The 15725-nt window shown below is 57.7% G+C and carries 13 protein-coding genes, 2 tRNA genes and 1 pseudogene; 2 read left to right on the top strand and 14 right to left on the bottom strand.

The genetic code is table 11. The features are described from left to right. Positions 1–39: 39 nt before the first annotated feature. The 12 genes and pseudogenes from BLW56_RS21045 to BLW56_RS20355 all read right to left on the bottom strand — a co-directional run. A pseudogene (locus BLW56_RS21045) lies at positions 40–576 on the bottom strand (insulinase family protein); the annotation flags it as partial. A gap of 56 nt (positions 577–632) precedes the next feature. Further along, positions 633–4154 (bottom strand): TonB-dependent receptor, encoded by a 3522-nt coding sequence (locus tag BLW56_RS06525; RefSeq protein ID WP_177175858.1) that lies wholly within the window; start codon positions 4152–4154, stop codon positions 633–635. A gap of 120 nt (positions 4155–4274) precedes the next feature. Continuing rightward, on the bottom strand, positions 4275–5393 hold the full coding sequence (locus tag BLW56_RS06520; protein ID WP_093509775.1) for a FecR family protein: 1119 nt from the start codon (positions 5391–5393) through the stop codon (positions 4275–4277). Continuing rightward, positions 5393–5965, bottom strand: a complete 573-nt coding sequence (locus tag BLW56_RS06515) for an RNA polymerase sigma factor (protein WP_177175857.1) — start codon at positions 5963–5965, stop codon at positions 5393–5395. The genes BLW56_RS06520 and BLW56_RS06515 overlap by 1 nt, the downstream gene beginning before the upstream one ends. Positions 5966–6230: 265 nt before the next feature. After that, entirely contained in the window at positions 6231–7184 is a 954-nt protein-coding gene (locus tag BLW56_RS06510) for a LysR family transcriptional regulator (RefSeq protein WP_093509773.1), read from the bottom strand. A gap of 18 nt (positions 7185–7202) precedes the next feature. Next, a complete protein-coding gene (locus BLW56_RS06505) occupies positions 7203–7700 on the bottom strand; it encodes a hypothetical protein (RefSeq protein WP_177175856.1) in 498 nt (165 codons plus the stop codon). 47 nt (positions 7701–7747) lie between these two features. After that, the gene (locus BLW56_RS06500) at positions 7748–8098 is read right to left on the bottom strand and encodes a hypothetical protein (protein WP_093509772.1); all 351 of its coding nucleotides are present in this window, start codon (positions 8096–8098) and stop codon (positions 7748–7750) included. A 34-nt stretch (positions 8099–8132) separates the two neighbouring features. Further along, entirely contained in the window at positions 8133–8588 is a 456-nt protein-coding gene (locus BLW56_RS06495; protein WP_093509771.1) for a helix-turn-helix domain-containing protein, read from the bottom strand. 198 nt (positions 8589–8786) lie between these two features. After that, positions 8787–10520, bottom strand: a complete 1734-nt coding sequence (locus BLW56_RS06490) for a type IV secretion system DNA-binding domain-containing protein (protein WP_256203326.1) — start codon at positions 10518–10520, stop codon at positions 8787–8789. 77 nt (positions 10521–10597) lie between these two features. Further along, positions 10598–10673: transfer RNA gene (locus BLW56_RS06485), tRNA-Ile, on the bottom strand. Positions 10674–10682: 9 nt separating this feature from the next. Then, positions 10683–10767, bottom strand: a tRNA-Ser gene (locus BLW56_RS06480). A gap of 66 nt (positions 10768–10833) precedes the next feature. Beyond that, positions 10834–11025, bottom strand: a complete 192-nt coding sequence (locus BLW56_RS20355) for a hypothetical protein (protein ID WP_143043398.1) — start codon at positions 11023–11025, stop codon at positions 10834–10836. Between the two features lie 56 nt (positions 11026–11081). On the opposite strand from BLW56_RS20355, the gene BLW56_RS06475 reads away from it, so the two are divergent. Further along, positions 11082–11339 carry a helix-turn-helix domain-containing protein gene (locus BLW56_RS06475; protein ID WP_143043397.1) on the top strand — a complete coding sequence of 86 codons (258 nt, stop codon included), beginning with the start codon at positions 11082–11084 and terminating at the stop codon, positions 11337–11339. A gap of 67 nt (positions 11340–11406) precedes the next feature. On the opposite strand, the gene BLW56_RS06470 is transcribed toward BLW56_RS06475, so the two are convergent. Continuing rightward, the gene (locus BLW56_RS06470) at positions 11407–11892 is read right to left on the bottom strand and encodes a hypothetical protein (protein ID WP_177175855.1); all 486 of its coding nucleotides are present in this window, start codon (positions 11890–11892) and stop codon (positions 11407–11409) included. A gap of 38 nt (positions 11893–11930) precedes the next feature. Then, on the bottom strand, positions 11931–14360 hold the full coding sequence (traA, locus tag BLW56_RS06465) for a Ti-type conjugative transfer relaxase TraA (protein ID WP_093509768.1): 2430 nt from the start codon (positions 14358–14360) through the stop codon (positions 11931–11933). Between the two features lie 167 nt (positions 14361–14527). Between traA and BLW56_RS06460 the strand changes: the two genes are divergently transcribed. After that, positions 14528–15724 (top strand): DUF6161 domain-containing protein, encoded by a 1197-nt coding sequence (locus BLW56_RS06460; protein ID WP_143043395.1) that lies wholly within the window; start codon positions 14528–14530, stop codon positions 15722–15724. Position 15725: the final 1 nt, after the last annotated feature.

The following is a 15725-nucleotide window of genomic DNA, read 5'->3' as shown; positions in this document are numbered from 1 at the left end:
ACCCAAGAAATTAGGAGATTTACTTCCCTTAGTAAGGATGGCTTTTAAATTGTCCTGATTTCTTCGCTGCGCACGGTCAGCGTTGTCCCACTCGGCCCACACCCCCTTCTTATCGATTTCAACTTGATGGTCGCCTACCGGCTTTGCAGAAGCCATTTCCCGCAGAGCATCGAGCGCAATTGCAATAAGATCCGGTCTATCTGCAGAAACATCAAAATAATAACTAGTGTACCATCCAGCTGACGCATTCACGTCTATTCCTGGCTTTAGCCCGGCGTTCTCCAATGCCCTACCAGACGGTGATAATTTGAATTCGCTAAACCTAATGTGCTCAACTAGATGAGCATACTGAACCTCATCGATATCTTCATCTGCAGCACCAACATTAACTACAAGCTGCAACCTTACCTTTCCTGCTGGCCGTACCCCCTCGTGGATGAAATATGTGATTCCATTCCTAAGTTTTTTTTCAGTTACTTCTTTGCTCGATTGCGCGGTTTCTAGCGCATTAGATGATGATGCCGATGCAGCAAGGATAACGGCTATTAGGGATGCTCCAAATAATATAGGTCGCATTTTAGTTTTTACCTTTTAACTATCAGGCTTTTAATTGTCCGCTTGAGACTTTACGATTAGAACGTCAGATCAAAACCCACACGAACCTCTCGTCCGCCGAAATAGCGACTGATTGCTGGCTGACTGGCGTATGCTGATTGCAAGCTACGGATCGAAGTGTTCGAAGATGCCTCTTCCGACGAGCGCAAAAGGTCCTTGGCTTCGACAAAAATCTTGGGTTTTCCGGAGGTCTGCTCGAAAGTGTAAGACAGCCTAGCATCTAAAGTGTCGTAAGCGTCCTCGAACAGGTTGAGGTCGTATGATGAAAATGAACCTTGGCGGCGAGCGGCTTGGTAAGTGTAGGCAAGAGTGAAATCGACACCATACTTGTTATAGGTCAGTGCCGCCGTTCCGGTATGGTTAGGTTGTCCGGCAAATGGCACATTCTCGACGACAAACTGTTCGGTAGTGTATTCCGTCACCGCGCCCGACGCGCTTACGACTGGCGCATAATCCCACCGCACGGGCTGCTTCTTGCTACTCTTAGTGTAGGTATAATTGACAAAAACGCCCAATCCGGCGAGCCAGCCAGGGAGTGCCCAGAAACGGCGCTCGAGCGACGCCTCAACACCCCAGATATGTGCCGGCGAAGGATTATTCGCGGGCAGGCTGACCGAGAGATGATAGTTCTCCGGATTCGCCAGAACCGCAGCAAAGGCGGGATAGTCTGGCAGAACGCCCGCTGCCGCAATCACATCCGCTGGACTGTTAGACACGTTGCTTTCGAGTAAGTTCTTGATCCTTTTGTAAAAGATCCCAACCTTTATCACCCCAATCTTTTCATGGTAACGCTCAAGGCTCACATCGAAATTGTGTGTCACAGCAGGGCGAAGATCGGGATTGCCCTTGGAAACGCCAAAAAACGGTTGCCGGCCTTGAGGGCCAAAGAATGGGAACATGTAAAGAGTGATATTCGGCCGCGAAGAGAGAAGGCTAATCTGAGGTCTAGCAACTGATTTATAGTACCCAAGACGTATCACATTATTATCATCAAAGCGGTAGTTAGCTAATATTCGTGGAAGAATATCAGTTTGCGTCACCTTTTCCGCTATTATTTTATCGAATTGACCCTCAAAATCTGGATCAAAAGTAAAGTCCGAGCGAATATAAATCGGCATACTCAGATTGGCCGCCTCCAAGGCCAGTCGAGTCATGCGTACACCGCCGATCAGGTCAAGTTTTCCAATCTGAATTTTTGCCTGTAGATAGGCTGCCAAATCCCTCTCAAGAGTGTAAGTGTCGTCCAACCGCGCATCTCGCAAGAAATTTCGAGCGTAGACGAGGTTCGCAGGATCGGAGATCGCCGGATCGGAAGGATCATAGGCAATCGCCAGCTCAGGCAGCTGTGTTGTTAAGAATGCGATCATGTCGCGCCGACTGATCATGCTAATCTGCGTATCTTGGCCAATTCGGCCAAGCGCGTTCTGAGAAAATGGAATGTTGAATAGATTAAACCGAGGGTTTTGGAAGTTATCGAGAGGATCACGAATACCAGCGTATGTTGTCTGATCCGGCGTTCCCGAGGTGAATTTTGAACGCTTGTAGGACGCACCTACCTCAATATATTCCAACCAACTGCTTTCAAATCTATAACGAGCCTTGAAGTCCGCATTCCATCGGCTATTCGATCCGAATTCCGGCCTATTAGAAGCACTAGAAAATCTATATGTGGAAGGATCATTGATAAGGGAGAATCCCGCTTCGTTTAGCAAAGGGAACGGAAAAGTACTCTGTTGCTGTCGCGCAAATGGCGTCAAAATGACGCCCTCTACGTCATCGACAGCGCTGGGCAACAGAAGTTCAGGCGGTAAAAGTGCTTCTGCGGAGATTAACATTGACGCGCCGCCTCGGCGCGAATTTCCCTTTGTCCAACCTGCTGAGTAATCGAGATCGAATCGCCCGAGATTGGTTTTACCACTCGCAACCATTACGCTGGAGGTCGAATTATTTTTTTCATACCCATAGCTTTGCTGGAGAGAAACTCGATTATCTGGATATGATAGAGCGTATCTTAAATCCCCCCCGAGCGCTACAACTGGCCGTATAATATAATAGCTCTCAACATTTATACCAAATGCTTGGTTGGAGTTTTCGGAATTTTGTTCAAATCGAGATAAATCTAACTTCAACCTAGTATGATCGGATATTTGCCAAGCTGCTGCCAGATTGTACGCAAAATTCTCAGACTGAGTTCGGCTTAGCTTTATATTCGTTCCGATCGGATAAAATCCATCAACTCCTTCCTCAAATGGAAAGGAAGTACGGGGATCGATAAAGGACATTGAGGGTATGGGTGTACCGTCAACCTGCAGTGGCAGATATTCCCCGTAAGCGAATGTAGCATCTGTCCTGAGGCTTTCCGCTTTTCGACTACGATACTGTACAGACGCGCTGATCCCAAAATTGTCCTCCGCCCCAAATGTAGCGGACACGGTACCCGAAACGAGCAGATCGTCGCTGAAGCCCTTCCCGCGCTTGCCGCCCTCAATACCGAATGACGCGAAGCGGCGCTTGCGATCGAGCGGACTCTTGGTCTCAATCTCGACAAGGCCACCCGTCCCGCTGCTATCTTGGCTCGGCAAGAGCGTCTTGCTGATCGTAACCTGGCTAATAGACTCCGTAAGAATATTGCCCAAGGACGCGGAGCGCCCCGTTCCGGTAGCTTCAGGCAATTCTATGCCATTCAGTTTGACAGTATTAAAATCGGGGGCCATTCCTCTCACGACTATATTGGCGCCATCGCCAGTCTCTTCTGCCCGTTCGAATGCAACGCCCGGAGAGCGCCGGAGAGATTCAGCAATAGTCGTCCCCGAGAATTTCCCCATTTGGTCCGACGACACGATTGTTGATACATTGTCCGCTGTACGCTCCTGATTCAGAGCTTGGGCACGCGCCGAGCGCGTTCCATAGACAATGATTTCCCTAGTCGAGCTACCGTCAGACAAGATAATGCTCGAAGTAGCGCGCCCGTCCTTCAGCTCGACCGACTGATATTGGGTCGGATATCCAAGATAGGATATCCGTAACTCGTACGTTCCCGTCTTGCCGGGGAAACGAAAATCGCCGAGATCACCGGTCGAGGTAGTTTCTCCGGTTTCTGCGATTTCCACCAAGGCGCCCTTCAGCGCCGCTCCGGTTCGAAGATCGATCACCGCTCCAGGAACGGATGACGTCGGCGCCTTAGTAACGAGAGCCTGAGGGCGGGTCGGCGCCTGACTAGCGCCGTCGTCGCTTCCCTGCGCACTCGAGCGCACGAGCGCCATTCCGCCATTATCGCCGCGCACGGCGCGCAACCCGCTGCCCGCGAGTAGCTTGACCAGCGCTTCACTGGCCGAGAAGCTTCCCCGAACAGCCGGCGACCTTTTGCCTTTAACGAGGTCCATGGGAGCCAAGACGAATATGCCCGACTGACGCGAATATTCCAGAACCGCATTGGCAAGCGGCTGCGCCTTGATGTCGTAGCTCTTTTCCTGCGCGCTTGCCGGGCTCGCTGCGACGACGAGCGACAGCGGCGACGCGGTCATCAGGGCAATGGTCAAAATCCGGTTTCGGTAGGTCCTCATGGTCAAATCCCCCTCACCGCTTAATGCGGCTCATGACAAATGACGCAGGGGAAAGTCCAACCCGAAGGGGCAGTGAAATTTTTTTGTAACCGAGCTTTAACGCGCCCGCTCAACGACCACGGCTCCGTCGCGATTCTTCTCGATTTTCACCGGAGCGATGAGCGGCAGAACATCGAAGAAGGCGTCTACGTCGCTCGGGCGTAGCTCCATCGCGATCCGAACATCGGCCAGCGCAGGATCCGAAATCCGCACGCCAGGACCGTAATAGCGATTGAGGTCCGACACCACATCACCGAGACGAGTGTCGATATAGGTGCGCGTACCGCGCCGCCATTCGCCGGCAGGAACAGGATCCTCCATCACCGCCGCTGCCGGCGGAGCGGCGAAGAAGCCCGTGGAATCGACGATCTCAATCTTCTGGCTCTTGCGGAGCGTAACGACGGCGGCGGCGGACAGCAAGGGTGAGGGCTCATGAACCTTCACGACGCCTTCGAGGACCGACACATGCACGCGGCCGCTCGACCTGGTAACGTCGAACTTCGTCCCGACGACCTGGATGCGCGCGTCGCCGGCTTCGACCCAAAATGGCCGCGAGCGGTCATGCGCGACTTCGAAGAAGGCTTCGCCAGACATCAAAGTCACGCGACGCTCCTCGCCATCGATATGGGTCGCGATACGGCTGTCCGGTCCCAGCGTCACACGGCTCCCATCGGGAAGCGTTAGAACGCGCGTTTGTGCAATCGCCGTGCTAACAGGTTGCCCGATCGGCGCCCGCTCGAACACGCCAACGCTGACCGCAAGAACCAAAGACGCCGCCAACGCGCTCATCGCGGCCCAGCGGACGCGCGGACGCGGGAACACACGAGGCTTCCCTTGCACCACCGCCTCATTTTCATTCGCGATCGCCGAACTTTCGAAAGCCGGAGATCCCGTGAATGGAACGACATTCGATACATCGCCCTCAACGGACGTCTCCGCAACCCGGACGGCCTCGGAACCGGACAAAGCCACCAATCGAGCCCGGAGCGAACCTTCACCAAGCTGGCGCGCGGTGCGCGCGGTGAGATCGAATGCGCTTTCATGACGCGGGTCTGCGTCAAGCCACACCTCAAGCGCGTCGAGGTCTGCGCCCGTCACCTCATCGCTCAGCGACAGCGCATACCATTCGCCGGCCTGCACGAGGATGGAATCATCAAGATGGAGCGACCGCGCCATTATTCCGTATCACTTTCATTGACCGCGTTGATCGCGATCGTACAGAGCGAGAGAGCCGAGGCCATCAGCTGACGCACCCGCGTTTCCGAGACACCCATGCGCCGCGAGATTTCGGCATAGGGGAGGCCATCAATGACATGCATCGTCATCACTTCGCGCCTCCTTTCATCCATCGCATCAAGCGTCGTCGCAACGATCGCCAGATGCTCTCTACCTATATAGACGCGCTCAGTATCGTAATTCGCAGGGGCGTCCCCCTCTTCCATTAATTCAACAATATCCAATGCGGAGTTTCTTACAGCCGTTCGGCGGCGTTGATCTAAAACATAATTGCGCGCGGAGACGTAAAGATAGGATTGGGGATCGGCGACATCTTCAGGCTTTGCGAGCTTGGAGAATTTCTCGAAGGCCGCCTGCACGGCTTCTTCGGGATCCGGCGGCCCCGCGCCGAACTGCCGTCCGACGCTGTTGACAAGGCTTTTCCACCATTGGCGGTAGGCAGCATCAATGGTTCGCTGCGACTGACTGTCGTGCGGCTCAGGCTCGAGCGGTTTCGAGTCCGGATTGCTCACCTCTGGTCCCTCCATCGCCTAGAAAGCCGATTTCGTCCACTTTGGCAATCAATCCGTAACAATTGAAACCAGTTTTGCCACATTTCCGCAACAGTGATGCCGCGATGCAACATTTCAAACAGCGAGCACTGGACCCACGACGTCGGGCATATTCAAGTCGCGCCGGTCTATTCGAGCCAGATCGAAAACGGCCATATGAATTGACGCTGCTTGGAGTGAATGACTTCGCACAGGCGCTGGGCGTCCTGCCGGAACTCCTATTTGCTCAAGCGGTTGCCGAAGCGGAATAAGCCTTAGCCCGATCTCGGATATTTCGGACAAGCCGGTGGCGGATCGGATTGTTGTCTCCTTGGTGCCAAATTGCTTCGATCGGAACGACAGCGCTGTCATCGGCAATGGGGACCGCAACCGTCCCCGCCGTGACGAGCATAGCAGATGGAAATGTCACCGTGACACCGAGTCCCATCGTTACGAGTTGGAACAGCGCGCCACGAGTCACCGCATGATGCCTGCAATCCAAAGGACGGTCACCCATACGGGACGATATAGCGCGGTAGCCGGTCATCTCGCCTTTGGATGACCCAAGAATGATGCGCTGCGTCGCGACTTCATCCCAAGTGAGTTGCTCGCGCTGCGCGAAGTGATGCGCGTCAGAAAGCAAGACGACCAATCGCTCCGACCAAAGACCCTCTTGAACCAGTGCAGGGTTACGAAGGTCGGTTAGAAAGGCTGTGAAGATGATATCGAGGTCGCCAGCGTTGAGTTGGCGATGGAGTTCCCCCGCCGAACTTTCGACCAAGCGCAGCGCGATGTCGGGGCATTCACGGATGAAATCGGACATCCCTTCTCTCAGCGGTCCGGAACAGATACCCGGATAGAATCCGATCGACAGCCGGCCGATCTGGCTCAGTGCAGCCGCAGCGGCGCGGGACGATTGATGATCAATAGTATGGAGCAGAGCGCGGGCCGTCGGCAGTACCGCTTCGGCGACTGGCGTCAGGCTCAACGGCGCGTTGCGACGCCGCATGAAGAGAGCAGCGTCGTATAATTCTTCCATCTTCGCAATCGCCTGACTGACTGCGGGTTGCGAGATTCCTAGCAAACGCGCGGCAGCAACGAAACTGCGGGTCTCGACCACTTTCAGGAATATCTCGATCTGCTGGAAGGTAGGTCGCAGTGGCGCTTGGACAGATGCGGGTTCATCGCGACTGGCACTCATGCTCCACTGCCTGCATAATCAAGCGCGCTCTCGTCCGAAAGGATGCCACAGCGATGTCCGATGCTGCGGTTCAAGAGGATGGCTCCAGTCAAGGTCACACCCTTGAGAACCGACGCGTAGCCGATGGCGGAAAGTTCCCACCGCTAGCGCAATGACCATAGGCCAACTCCAGGCGGTTACCATCACAACATAGGTCACGCGAATGATGTCGGGCTGAATGAGCTTCACGGCATGGGCGCCAACAGTTGCCAAATGAAGCGCAGTAACGAAAATTGGCCAACCACGATCGGCTCTCAAAGCTACGCCGAACAGAACGGCGAGCAAAAGAAGATCGATCAGGAAAATCCCGACCTCCATTTGGGAGAAGCGCAAGTCGGCATCGCTCCGTACCAGCGCTGACCCAAAGCAAGCCGCAAGCATAGCGCCCGCGGCGATGCGTTCGGGAGCGCCGCCCCGCCACAAGGCATAAGCGCAGGTTCCAACCAGCAGGATGAGAAAGATCGCGATGCGTAGCACCCTTTATCCCCTCCCTGCCGGTCGAACAGCGGAACGGCGCCATTCCGTCAAGCCGCGAAAGCTTGGGGGACGACAGTGAGTTCGCCGTTCGCGCGCGTTCGCGGACACGGATGAATGTCGCCGAACGCCTTCTCGAGTCCGATTTCCTTGACTACCGTGGGGGTCAAAGCATGCGCCTCGATGAAATGCTTGCGCGCATCGACACCGGCGGCGAGCGCCTGCACCATCTTGTCGAGCATTTCGGTGCCCACACTCATTGGCAAGTTCGCATCCTGCCGCGCCTTCAGCATTTCGGCGATGCAGACGGCGGTATCGGTCGCAGCCTGGTCGGTCGCCTGTTCGGCGGCCTGAAACAACGGCTGGATGGTGTCGAATGCGGCTTTCCTTTTGACGAACATATTATTCTCCTCGCCGCCTCCGGCGAGGAGGCGGCTATTTCCTGTACGGGGGGTCGGAAATGTCGATCCCATATCCGACGAAGATGCGGTTGATCGCGTCGGCGCCCACGAGGAGCGCGCCGGCGAGCGCTACCGCAGCGAAGGCTGTCGCCACGGTGAGTCCGATCCTCTGGAGGATGGTGAGATTGTAACGATTCCGAACGGCGCCGGTGGCGTCCGCCGAATCGGTATTGCTGTCGAGAACTGTGAACTCGACCCCAATTTGGTCGAGTACAATCGAATTGTCTGCTTCCGATACCGCGAGCAGGCGCGCTGCTTGGCGACTTGTCGTCACACCCAAGAGCCGCCGCGCACTTCGCAAATGTTCGTTGACGGTGTTGTATGAGAGCCCAAGATCGGACGCGATCTCCTTGGCCTGAAGGCCTCGCGCTATGCCGCGAAGGCATTGCCGCTGTCGCTCGCTCAAATCGATCACGCGATGGCGGTTCATGACCGGAAAAACACCGGCACGACCAAGTGGACGATCAACCCTTCAGATGCAGGTTCACTAGGGACGCCGGTTTCAGCAGGCAAAATATTCCCCACGGCCATGAGCCAGTAAATACATAGGATCCCCGAAAGAAGTCTGCGCCTGTTATTAATGACGCGCGGCAAGCAGAAATCAGAAGTCCTCAAATCTCGGCCCATATCAATTCATTGAATAGGGGAAGCGCACTCGGCGCCAGACCGGCGACCCCGCCCGTTTCAGGAATCCCTCCCTATCGGGAAGCTGCATGATCTCGCTCGGGAGCACGACCTCCTCAACCACTCGGCGCGGTTGCGTCGTCATCGACCGGCTAGTGTAGCGTCCCCACGATCGCGACCGGCTGATGTCCTGCCGCTCGACCTCGCGGCTGCCGATCAGGCGCGACGCCAGCTTCGCAGTGCCGCCATCGTCGCTGAGCCCCGAACGCAGCAGCAAGAAATTCCCGATATTCTCGACGATCGCCTCGGCACCATCGCCGTAAATCTGGCGAAGCTGCGCATAGGACTGGAAACCGATCGCGATGCACCCGCCAAATTTGCGGAGCCGGGCAAGCCCGTCCTTGAGCCCCTCGATCCGGCCCAGCGCATCAAGCTCGTCGATCTGGAACCAGATGCGGCGTTCGCTGGACGGTTCGAGCGACAACGTCTCGAGGATCGCAATATTCATCCAGCAGGAGGCGAGCCCCCGCAGCGCCGCGATCTGATTCGCCTGATAGGGAATCCAGAGCGAGCCTTGTCCCTCGCGTATCCATCGCCGGACCGAGAAAGGCTCGCCGCCCCGCTCGGCGATCAGGCGGAGATGTCCGACCGCTGGCGCGAGCGTCCCCAAGATAGACGCGAGCATCCGCTCGCCGCCGTCCTCGAAATAGCGCGCCGCCGGCGTCCCGGCACAAAGGTTACGCAATTCTCTGATCGGAGCCGACGAGAGCATTGTCACGAAGTCGTCCGAACTGCCGAGCTTCAGTGTCCAGAAATTCTCCATCGCACCGGCCAGCAATTGCTGCGCGTAGCTGATCCACTGGTCATGGTCGCCCTGTCCCATATGCGGAAGCAAGGATCCTGCGATGAAGGCGAAGTCGCTCGGCCGCTCGATCTCGCCGAGCAAATCCCATTTGGCGCAGCGCGGATCGAACGGGTTGAGGACGATATCTCCCGCCGCCCAATGGGCCTCCATCGCTGCTCCATCGGGATCAGCAACCAGATGGCGATCACCGCGGCGAAGGCTATCCGCCATCAAGGCGCGCAGCGCAGTCGACTTGCCTGAACCCGTCGCTCCGATCGCTGCGACATGCATGGCTTCGTCAACGCGACTCAACGTAATTCCCGCGAGCGCGACGTCGCTCCGCCTTCGCCAAAGATGCTGAAGGAGCCGTCCCGACCATCCGATCCCGAGCCGCGTGCCGCGCAAATGTTTTGGTTTCCGTGCCAGCGACGTCATGCGAGACCCGATCGCACCGCCGAGAAATCCAAGGGTCGCGGGCATCATCACCGCCAGCGGCCAGCTATATTCCCTGAAGTCTAGAAACAGCACGTATCCGAGCAGGCCTCCGCCACCCCACCCGAGCCCGGCATGCACAAAAGGCAAGACGCTTCGCTTATCGAACGCCTGGACAAGACCAATGGCAATTGCGCCGGGCAAGGTGGAGATCGCGAACCATCCGTGATAATTATGTGCTGCCAGCCAAGCCCAGCGCACGCTGACCCACGGCTCCAAAGTGCGACGATGCATCCAATGCTCCGCCACCAGATCGGCCATCTCGAAGCGGCTGCCTTGCGGGATCTGCAACTGGATCGCCGGCCAGCACCCGAAAATGGCGACGATGGCGAGTATGAGCGAAATCTGCTCGGTCAAAGGATCGGCGCCCGATCCATTACCCGCTGAGGAGTTGTAAGCCACCACCCCTTATCCCAAGCGACGACCGGCTTGGTCTATGGCCTAAATCTACGCTCAGCCATCCAAGAAAAGCGAGGAACTGGTGGGCCCGGCAGGACTCGAACCCGCAACCTAGCCGTTATGAGCGGCCAGCTCTAACCATTGAGCTACAGGCCCCACCAAATATGGTGCGGACGGCGGGACTTGAACCCGCACTGGATGAACCAGGCGGATTTCAAGTCCGCTGCGTCTAAGATATCGCCACCTCCGCACATGAGAATGACGTGCGAGAAGATCATTCGCGCAATCGGCAATCGCAAAATGTTGATGTCAGATGTCAGGTGCCGTGTGCATCATTCGGACAGAAGCCAACTGACGACGGAACGCCTAGGTCTTGCAGCGCCGTCATTGCAAGATCGAGGTACGCCACGACGATTTCCTCAGATGGAGATGTGAGCATATCTCGGGCAAGGACAATCAAACGCCCAGCCTCTCGCTGTGCCAAGCGCTCATTGCTATCAGCCGCCATATTCGATCTCCATATCGACTTATTCGATATCGCGTTTGTCGATTTATCGCAAGCCCATGGCAGGGGCGATCTATTCCGAAGCACAGAACTCGATCGCTGCTGCGTTGACGGCAGCTCGGCTAAAATCCGGGCTCAAACAAACCGAACTCGCCAAGTCGATAGGAAAACATCAATCCTATATTTCTGACATCGAACGGGGTCAGCGCCGGGTCGACTTGTTGGAATTCTATGCGCTTGCTCGCGCCATGAACTTCGAGCCAGCGGAGCTATATGCCGAAGTGACCAAAGACCTTCCGGCAGTGATCCAAGTCTGATTCATTTAGCCAATGGCCGCGAGTATGACGCGACAGCGCTAGCGGTCTCAAAAATCCGACGCGGGAACTATCCTGCTTCGACCTTACGAACTGCGATCTCATTTGCTTCGAGCACTGCAAGGCAGATCCGTATTTCACGCCAAGATCGTGGATCACATTGAGGCAGCATCTCTTGACAGAGCGGCCTGCCTTGGGCGCGCATCAGGTCGGCGACCGTCGCAAACTCGGAGGCCGAAAGGATCGAACGGCTGCGCCTACTGAGCGGCAACATTGCGACAATTGTCTCGGGGCGGACCTCATCCATTGTGCTCAGCCGTTCGCCATGGGGCAACCGATCCACCTGTGGACGAAGGTGCGACAGGCGTGCGGCTGAAATCCCCAACGCTGAAGCGATCTCAACATATTTAAGGCCCGAGGTGCGCAGATTACGGATCCGGAGCAAGCGATCATGATGCTCGATCTCAATTTCAGGTTGGAACATAATACCGCCAGAAGATGCTGATAATTTGAAGACGTGTTGCGCCAAGTTTTCCGCGCTGCCGCAGTCTTCCATTTACCCGGCGGTGACTCGCGCAATTCACCCGTTCCTCATTATCGTCCGGCATCGTGATCGCGACCTGACTTCAACCCCTGGTCAATTTTCGTATCCGCAGTCTGCGATATGGCTTGGCGCATCGATTCCGGGGTAGGTTTCGGCGCATCTACCCGAGCTCGAACCATCGCACGGAGCTTGTCAGCGAGCGTTTGCGGTTGCGACAAGGTTGACCCCGCCGATTCGATTGCGACGCCGTGCGGGCAGGTTTTCGTGGCGATTTCGGCGCGGCCCGAATGACCTCCTCGATAATCGAGCGCCATATCCTTCGGTCGCTCGCGCGACAGGGCACGCCGCAGCGCTGCATCATCGGCAAAATCATCGCGCCCATAATGAACGGCAGTCGCATCGCGGTGACGGCTGAGCCCCACATAGGTGCCGTGCGCATCGAGTCCCGGCGTCGCGAGAAGATGCGTATGATCGACCGTCATCCCCTGCGCTTTGTGAACGGTGACCGCATAGCCATGATCGACATGGCCATAGGATTTAAGATCGACATCAACGTGGCGCCCGTCGTCGAGCCGCACATTCAGCCTTTCGGCCGTGGCTTGCTCGACGGTGCCGAGCGTCCCGTTCTTCACTCCGAGACCCCGATCGTTGCGAAGGAACAATATCCGGTCCTCGGCACCGAAGGCTCGCTCGCCCCGCTCGGTCTGCACAATGACATCGGCTCCAATCTCGCCCGATGCCCGCCGCGTTTCGCGGGCCGCGTCGTTGAGCATATGAACCTCCTTGTTGAGATGAGTAAGAATGATGCGCGACGCGGCAGGTTCCAATCGCCGTTCGCTATCCCAGCGCGCGATCAACTCGGCGCGCGCCGCGTCGCGCGTGTCTGCGGCGACTACCATGCCAGCGTCCCGATAGCGGGCGAACGCCTCGCCCGTCCGCCCGGTTGCGAGAGCGCGCGTCGCCTCGCGCATCCACTCCGATTGCTGGCGCCGGATTTCGCCGATCTCGGCGGCACCATGACGCTCGGCGAGCATCCGGAACGCGGCGCCTGCCTCGATCGCCTGAAGTTGCTGGACGTCACCGACAAGCACGACCTTGGCGCCCGCACTCTTCGCTTCGGCTAGCACGCGTCCAAGCTGGCGCGTGCCGATCATCGCCGCCTCGTCGACGACCAGCACATCATGTCGTTCGAGCCTCTCGAAGTTCTTCGCCCAGCCATGTTCCAGGCTCGCGATCGTGCGCGACGATATTCCGGATCCCGCTTCGAGATTTTCCGCCGCGATCCCCGACAGCGCCGCGCCGCGCACGCGGTAACCCATCGCCTCCCAAGCATCGCGCGCTACGCCCAGCATCGCCGACTTCCCCGACCCAGCGTAGCCGACGACCAGCGACAGACCTTCGCTCCGGGTCACATGGTCGAGCGCGTGCAGCTGCTCGCCGCCAAGCTCCAGCTCGCGTTTCGCGGCATTGGCACAGGCGCGGCGCACACCATCGGCCGCAACGCCGTGCCGTGAAGACACCAGTGCATCGGCATGACGCGCCAGCGCGACTTCGGCGCGGAGCATCGAAGTCGTGGTGAAGCGATCCTCGCCGCGGGCGTCGCGCCCAAGCGCAACCAGATAGTCCGAACTGCGCATCGCCGACAGCACCGCTGCATATTGCTCGGTGCTGTCCGAATGCCGATGCGCGAACTTCGCAAGATCGCGGTGCGTGATGGTCGCCTGACAACGTGTCAACGCATCAAGACCGATCCGCGGATCAGCCACGATAGCCTCTCCGTTCGCGCGCGCGATCGCGCGATGATCCTCTTTGCGTTCACTCGCCTCGCCCTTGGCTTCACGCCGCATCGCCGCTGCACCGATCTTGTGCTGCGGTTCAAGATCGATGCCTTGCGCGGCATAGCTGCGATGATCGATGCGCGCGTCGATCCCGAGATCAGCGCATCGCTCGTTGACGTGGCTCGCCCATGCCCCGCGCCAATGCTGAAGCGACGCGGTCGCATTCCAGTCGCGCACCTTTGAGCCAAACCCACCGCCGTCCACTGAGCGCAGCGACAGCATGACATGCGCATGTGGCTTCGCCTCGCCATCAGCGCCGATATCCCAATGAACATTGAGATCGGCGATCATGCCGCGCGCGACGAACTCGCGCTCGACGAAATCGCGGGCGAGCGCGACGCCCTGTTCCTTGGCCATCTCGCGCGGGATCGCGAATTCCACTTCGCGGGCAAGCTGAGCATCCTTGCGCTTTTCGGCCGCCTCGACCTCGTTCCAGAGCGTTGCGCGATCCGACAGGCGCTCGGGCGCGCCCTCGGGCAGCATCACTTCGCTGTGCACGACGCCGGCTTTGTTCGAAAAGTCGTGGCTCCGGCCCAGCCGTTCGTCGTGCAGGCGTTCGGCCGCGCGATAGGCCGCAGCCGCCACGGCGCTGCGGCCCGCGGCGCGGGAGATGATCTTGGCCGAGAAATGATAGATCGCCATGACGGCAATCCATCTACACCATGCGTCGCGACGTCGGCACGACGTATAAGCGCGCTCTCCTACGCTCTTCCCCCTTCCTGTTTCGGCGCAGCGCCGGTTGTTTGGAATCCCGCCGCACCATCCTATATCCGCGTCACAAGCCGTGGGCACGGCAGGGGCGAGGATCGATGAGCGAGCCATTTTTTACGGTAAATCTGAGCGGCCAAGACCCGCTGATATTCATGAGCCGTCAGCAATTCTCACGCTGGTTTCACGAGGAGCACGCTCTTTGGAACTGGCTCTGGCTCGATGAAGCCGGCGAGTATTTGCAATCGACGCCGCCGGAACTCCGAACCATCTACAAGGCTTTCAGCGGCGGGGGCACGATTGTTGACGACATGAGTGAACAGGGTCTGGCGAGCCTGCGGACTTGGCAGAACAATCACCTGCCGGGCTCCGAGACCAATCTGTTCGTCAGTGCTTCGGCCAGGGGTCGGCGCGTCCTTTCAATTAAGGAGAGAGTCGGGATTGCCGAAGCGCGTATAGCCTATCGCTATTTGCGCTCGCCGGGAGAATGGCAGCAATTCATGGCGGATCCTACCACCCTGCGCGGCATGCTTCTCGCAGCCGACCCGGGTGCGATCGAGCCGACCGGGTTGATCCAGCAGTTGGAACAGGAGCGCACCAATTATCGCTCGGCAATCACCCGCATGGAAAATCGGGTGCGCGAGCTGGAACAGCAAAAGCGCGATCGCGAGGCTTCGCGGGCGCGGCGCGTGCGCGGAGTGGTGCACCGTCTGCGCCGCGCCGCACAAAGCAAGTCTGACGCGATAATCGATCATTTCGCGACAACATCCCAAGCGGCGATCGCGCGGATCACGGAGACGGAAGATCGATTTCGGACGCAGATGGAACTGGCCGCACCGGTGGATTATTGGAAAGCCAAATCTGCCGACCATGGGGCCGCCGAGCGTCTCTTGCTGAAGGTCACCGTCGGTTATTTCCTGGCGGCAGCGATCATAATCGGTGGGGCGGGATATCTCGCTGCGACGATCATCCTATCCCTCGAGGCGGGGGTCGACCGAACTCCCGTTTATCTGATCACGAGTGGTGCGTTGCTCGCGATCACGACGCTGGTGTTCTGGATCGGGCGCCTTGTGGTCAAGCTCTGGCTCAGTGAACATCATCTGCGTGTCGATGCCAAAGAGCGCGCAATCATGACACAAGCCTATCTCGCGATGAACGAAAACGGCAATATGGCGGAAACCGATCGGGCCATTATGTTGGCTTCGATCTTCCGGCCTGCGCCAGACGGCGTGGTAAAGGAGGAAGGGCCGCAGGACATCGGATTGCAGGCCATATTGTCACGGCTTCTCGTCAAATAAT

The organism is Sphingopyxis sp. YR583 (assembly GCF_900108295.1).
In the GTDB taxonomy this organism is placed as follows: domain Bacteria; phylum Pseudomonadota; class Alphaproteobacteria; order Sphingomonadales; family Sphingomonadaceae; genus Sphingopyxis.
Note: the sequence above shows the minus strand (reverse complement) of the source record. Positions and strands in the feature narration are given on the sequence as shown.

What these genes read in the sequence shown, in the direction of transcription:
- BLW56_RS20355 (WP_143043398.1), bottom strand. Translation starts at nt 11,025, where the DNA reads ATGGCGGCTGATAGCAATGAGCGCTTGGCACAGCGAGAGGCTGGGCGT.
- traA (WP_093509768.1), bottom strand. Translation starts at nt 14,360, where the DNA reads ATGGCGATCTATCATTTCTCGGCCAAGATCATCTCCCGCGCCGCGGGC.
- BLW56_RS06470 (WP_177175855.1), bottom strand. Translation starts at nt 11,892, where the DNA reads ATGGAAGACTGCGGCAGCGCGGAAAACTTGGCGCAACACGTCTTCAAA.
- BLW56_RS06500 (WP_093509772.1), bottom strand. Translation starts at nt 8,098, where the DNA reads ATGTTCGTCAAAAGGAAAGCCGCATTCGACACCATCCAGCCGTTGTTT.
- BLW56_RS06460 (WP_143043395.1), top strand. Translation starts at nt 14,528, where the DNA reads ATGAGCGAGCCATTTTTTACGGTAAATCTGAGCGGCCAAGACCCGCTG.
- BLW56_RS06510 (WP_093509773.1), bottom strand. Translation starts at nt 7,184, where the DNA reads ATGAGTGCCAGTCGCGATGAACCCGCATCTGTCCAAGCGCCACTGCGA.
- BLW56_RS06495 (WP_093509771.1), bottom strand. Translation starts at nt 8,588, where the DNA reads ATGAACCGCCATCGCGTGATCGATTTGAGCGAGCGACAGCGGCAATGC.
- BLW56_RS06520 (WP_093509775.1), bottom strand. Translation starts at nt 5,393, where the DNA reads ATGGCGCGGTCGCTCCATCTTGATGATTCCATCCTCGTGCAGGCCGGC.
- BLW56_RS06475 (WP_143043397.1), top strand. Translation starts at nt 11,082, where the DNA reads ATGGCAGGGGCGATCTATTCCGAAGCACAGAACTCGATCGCTGCTGCG.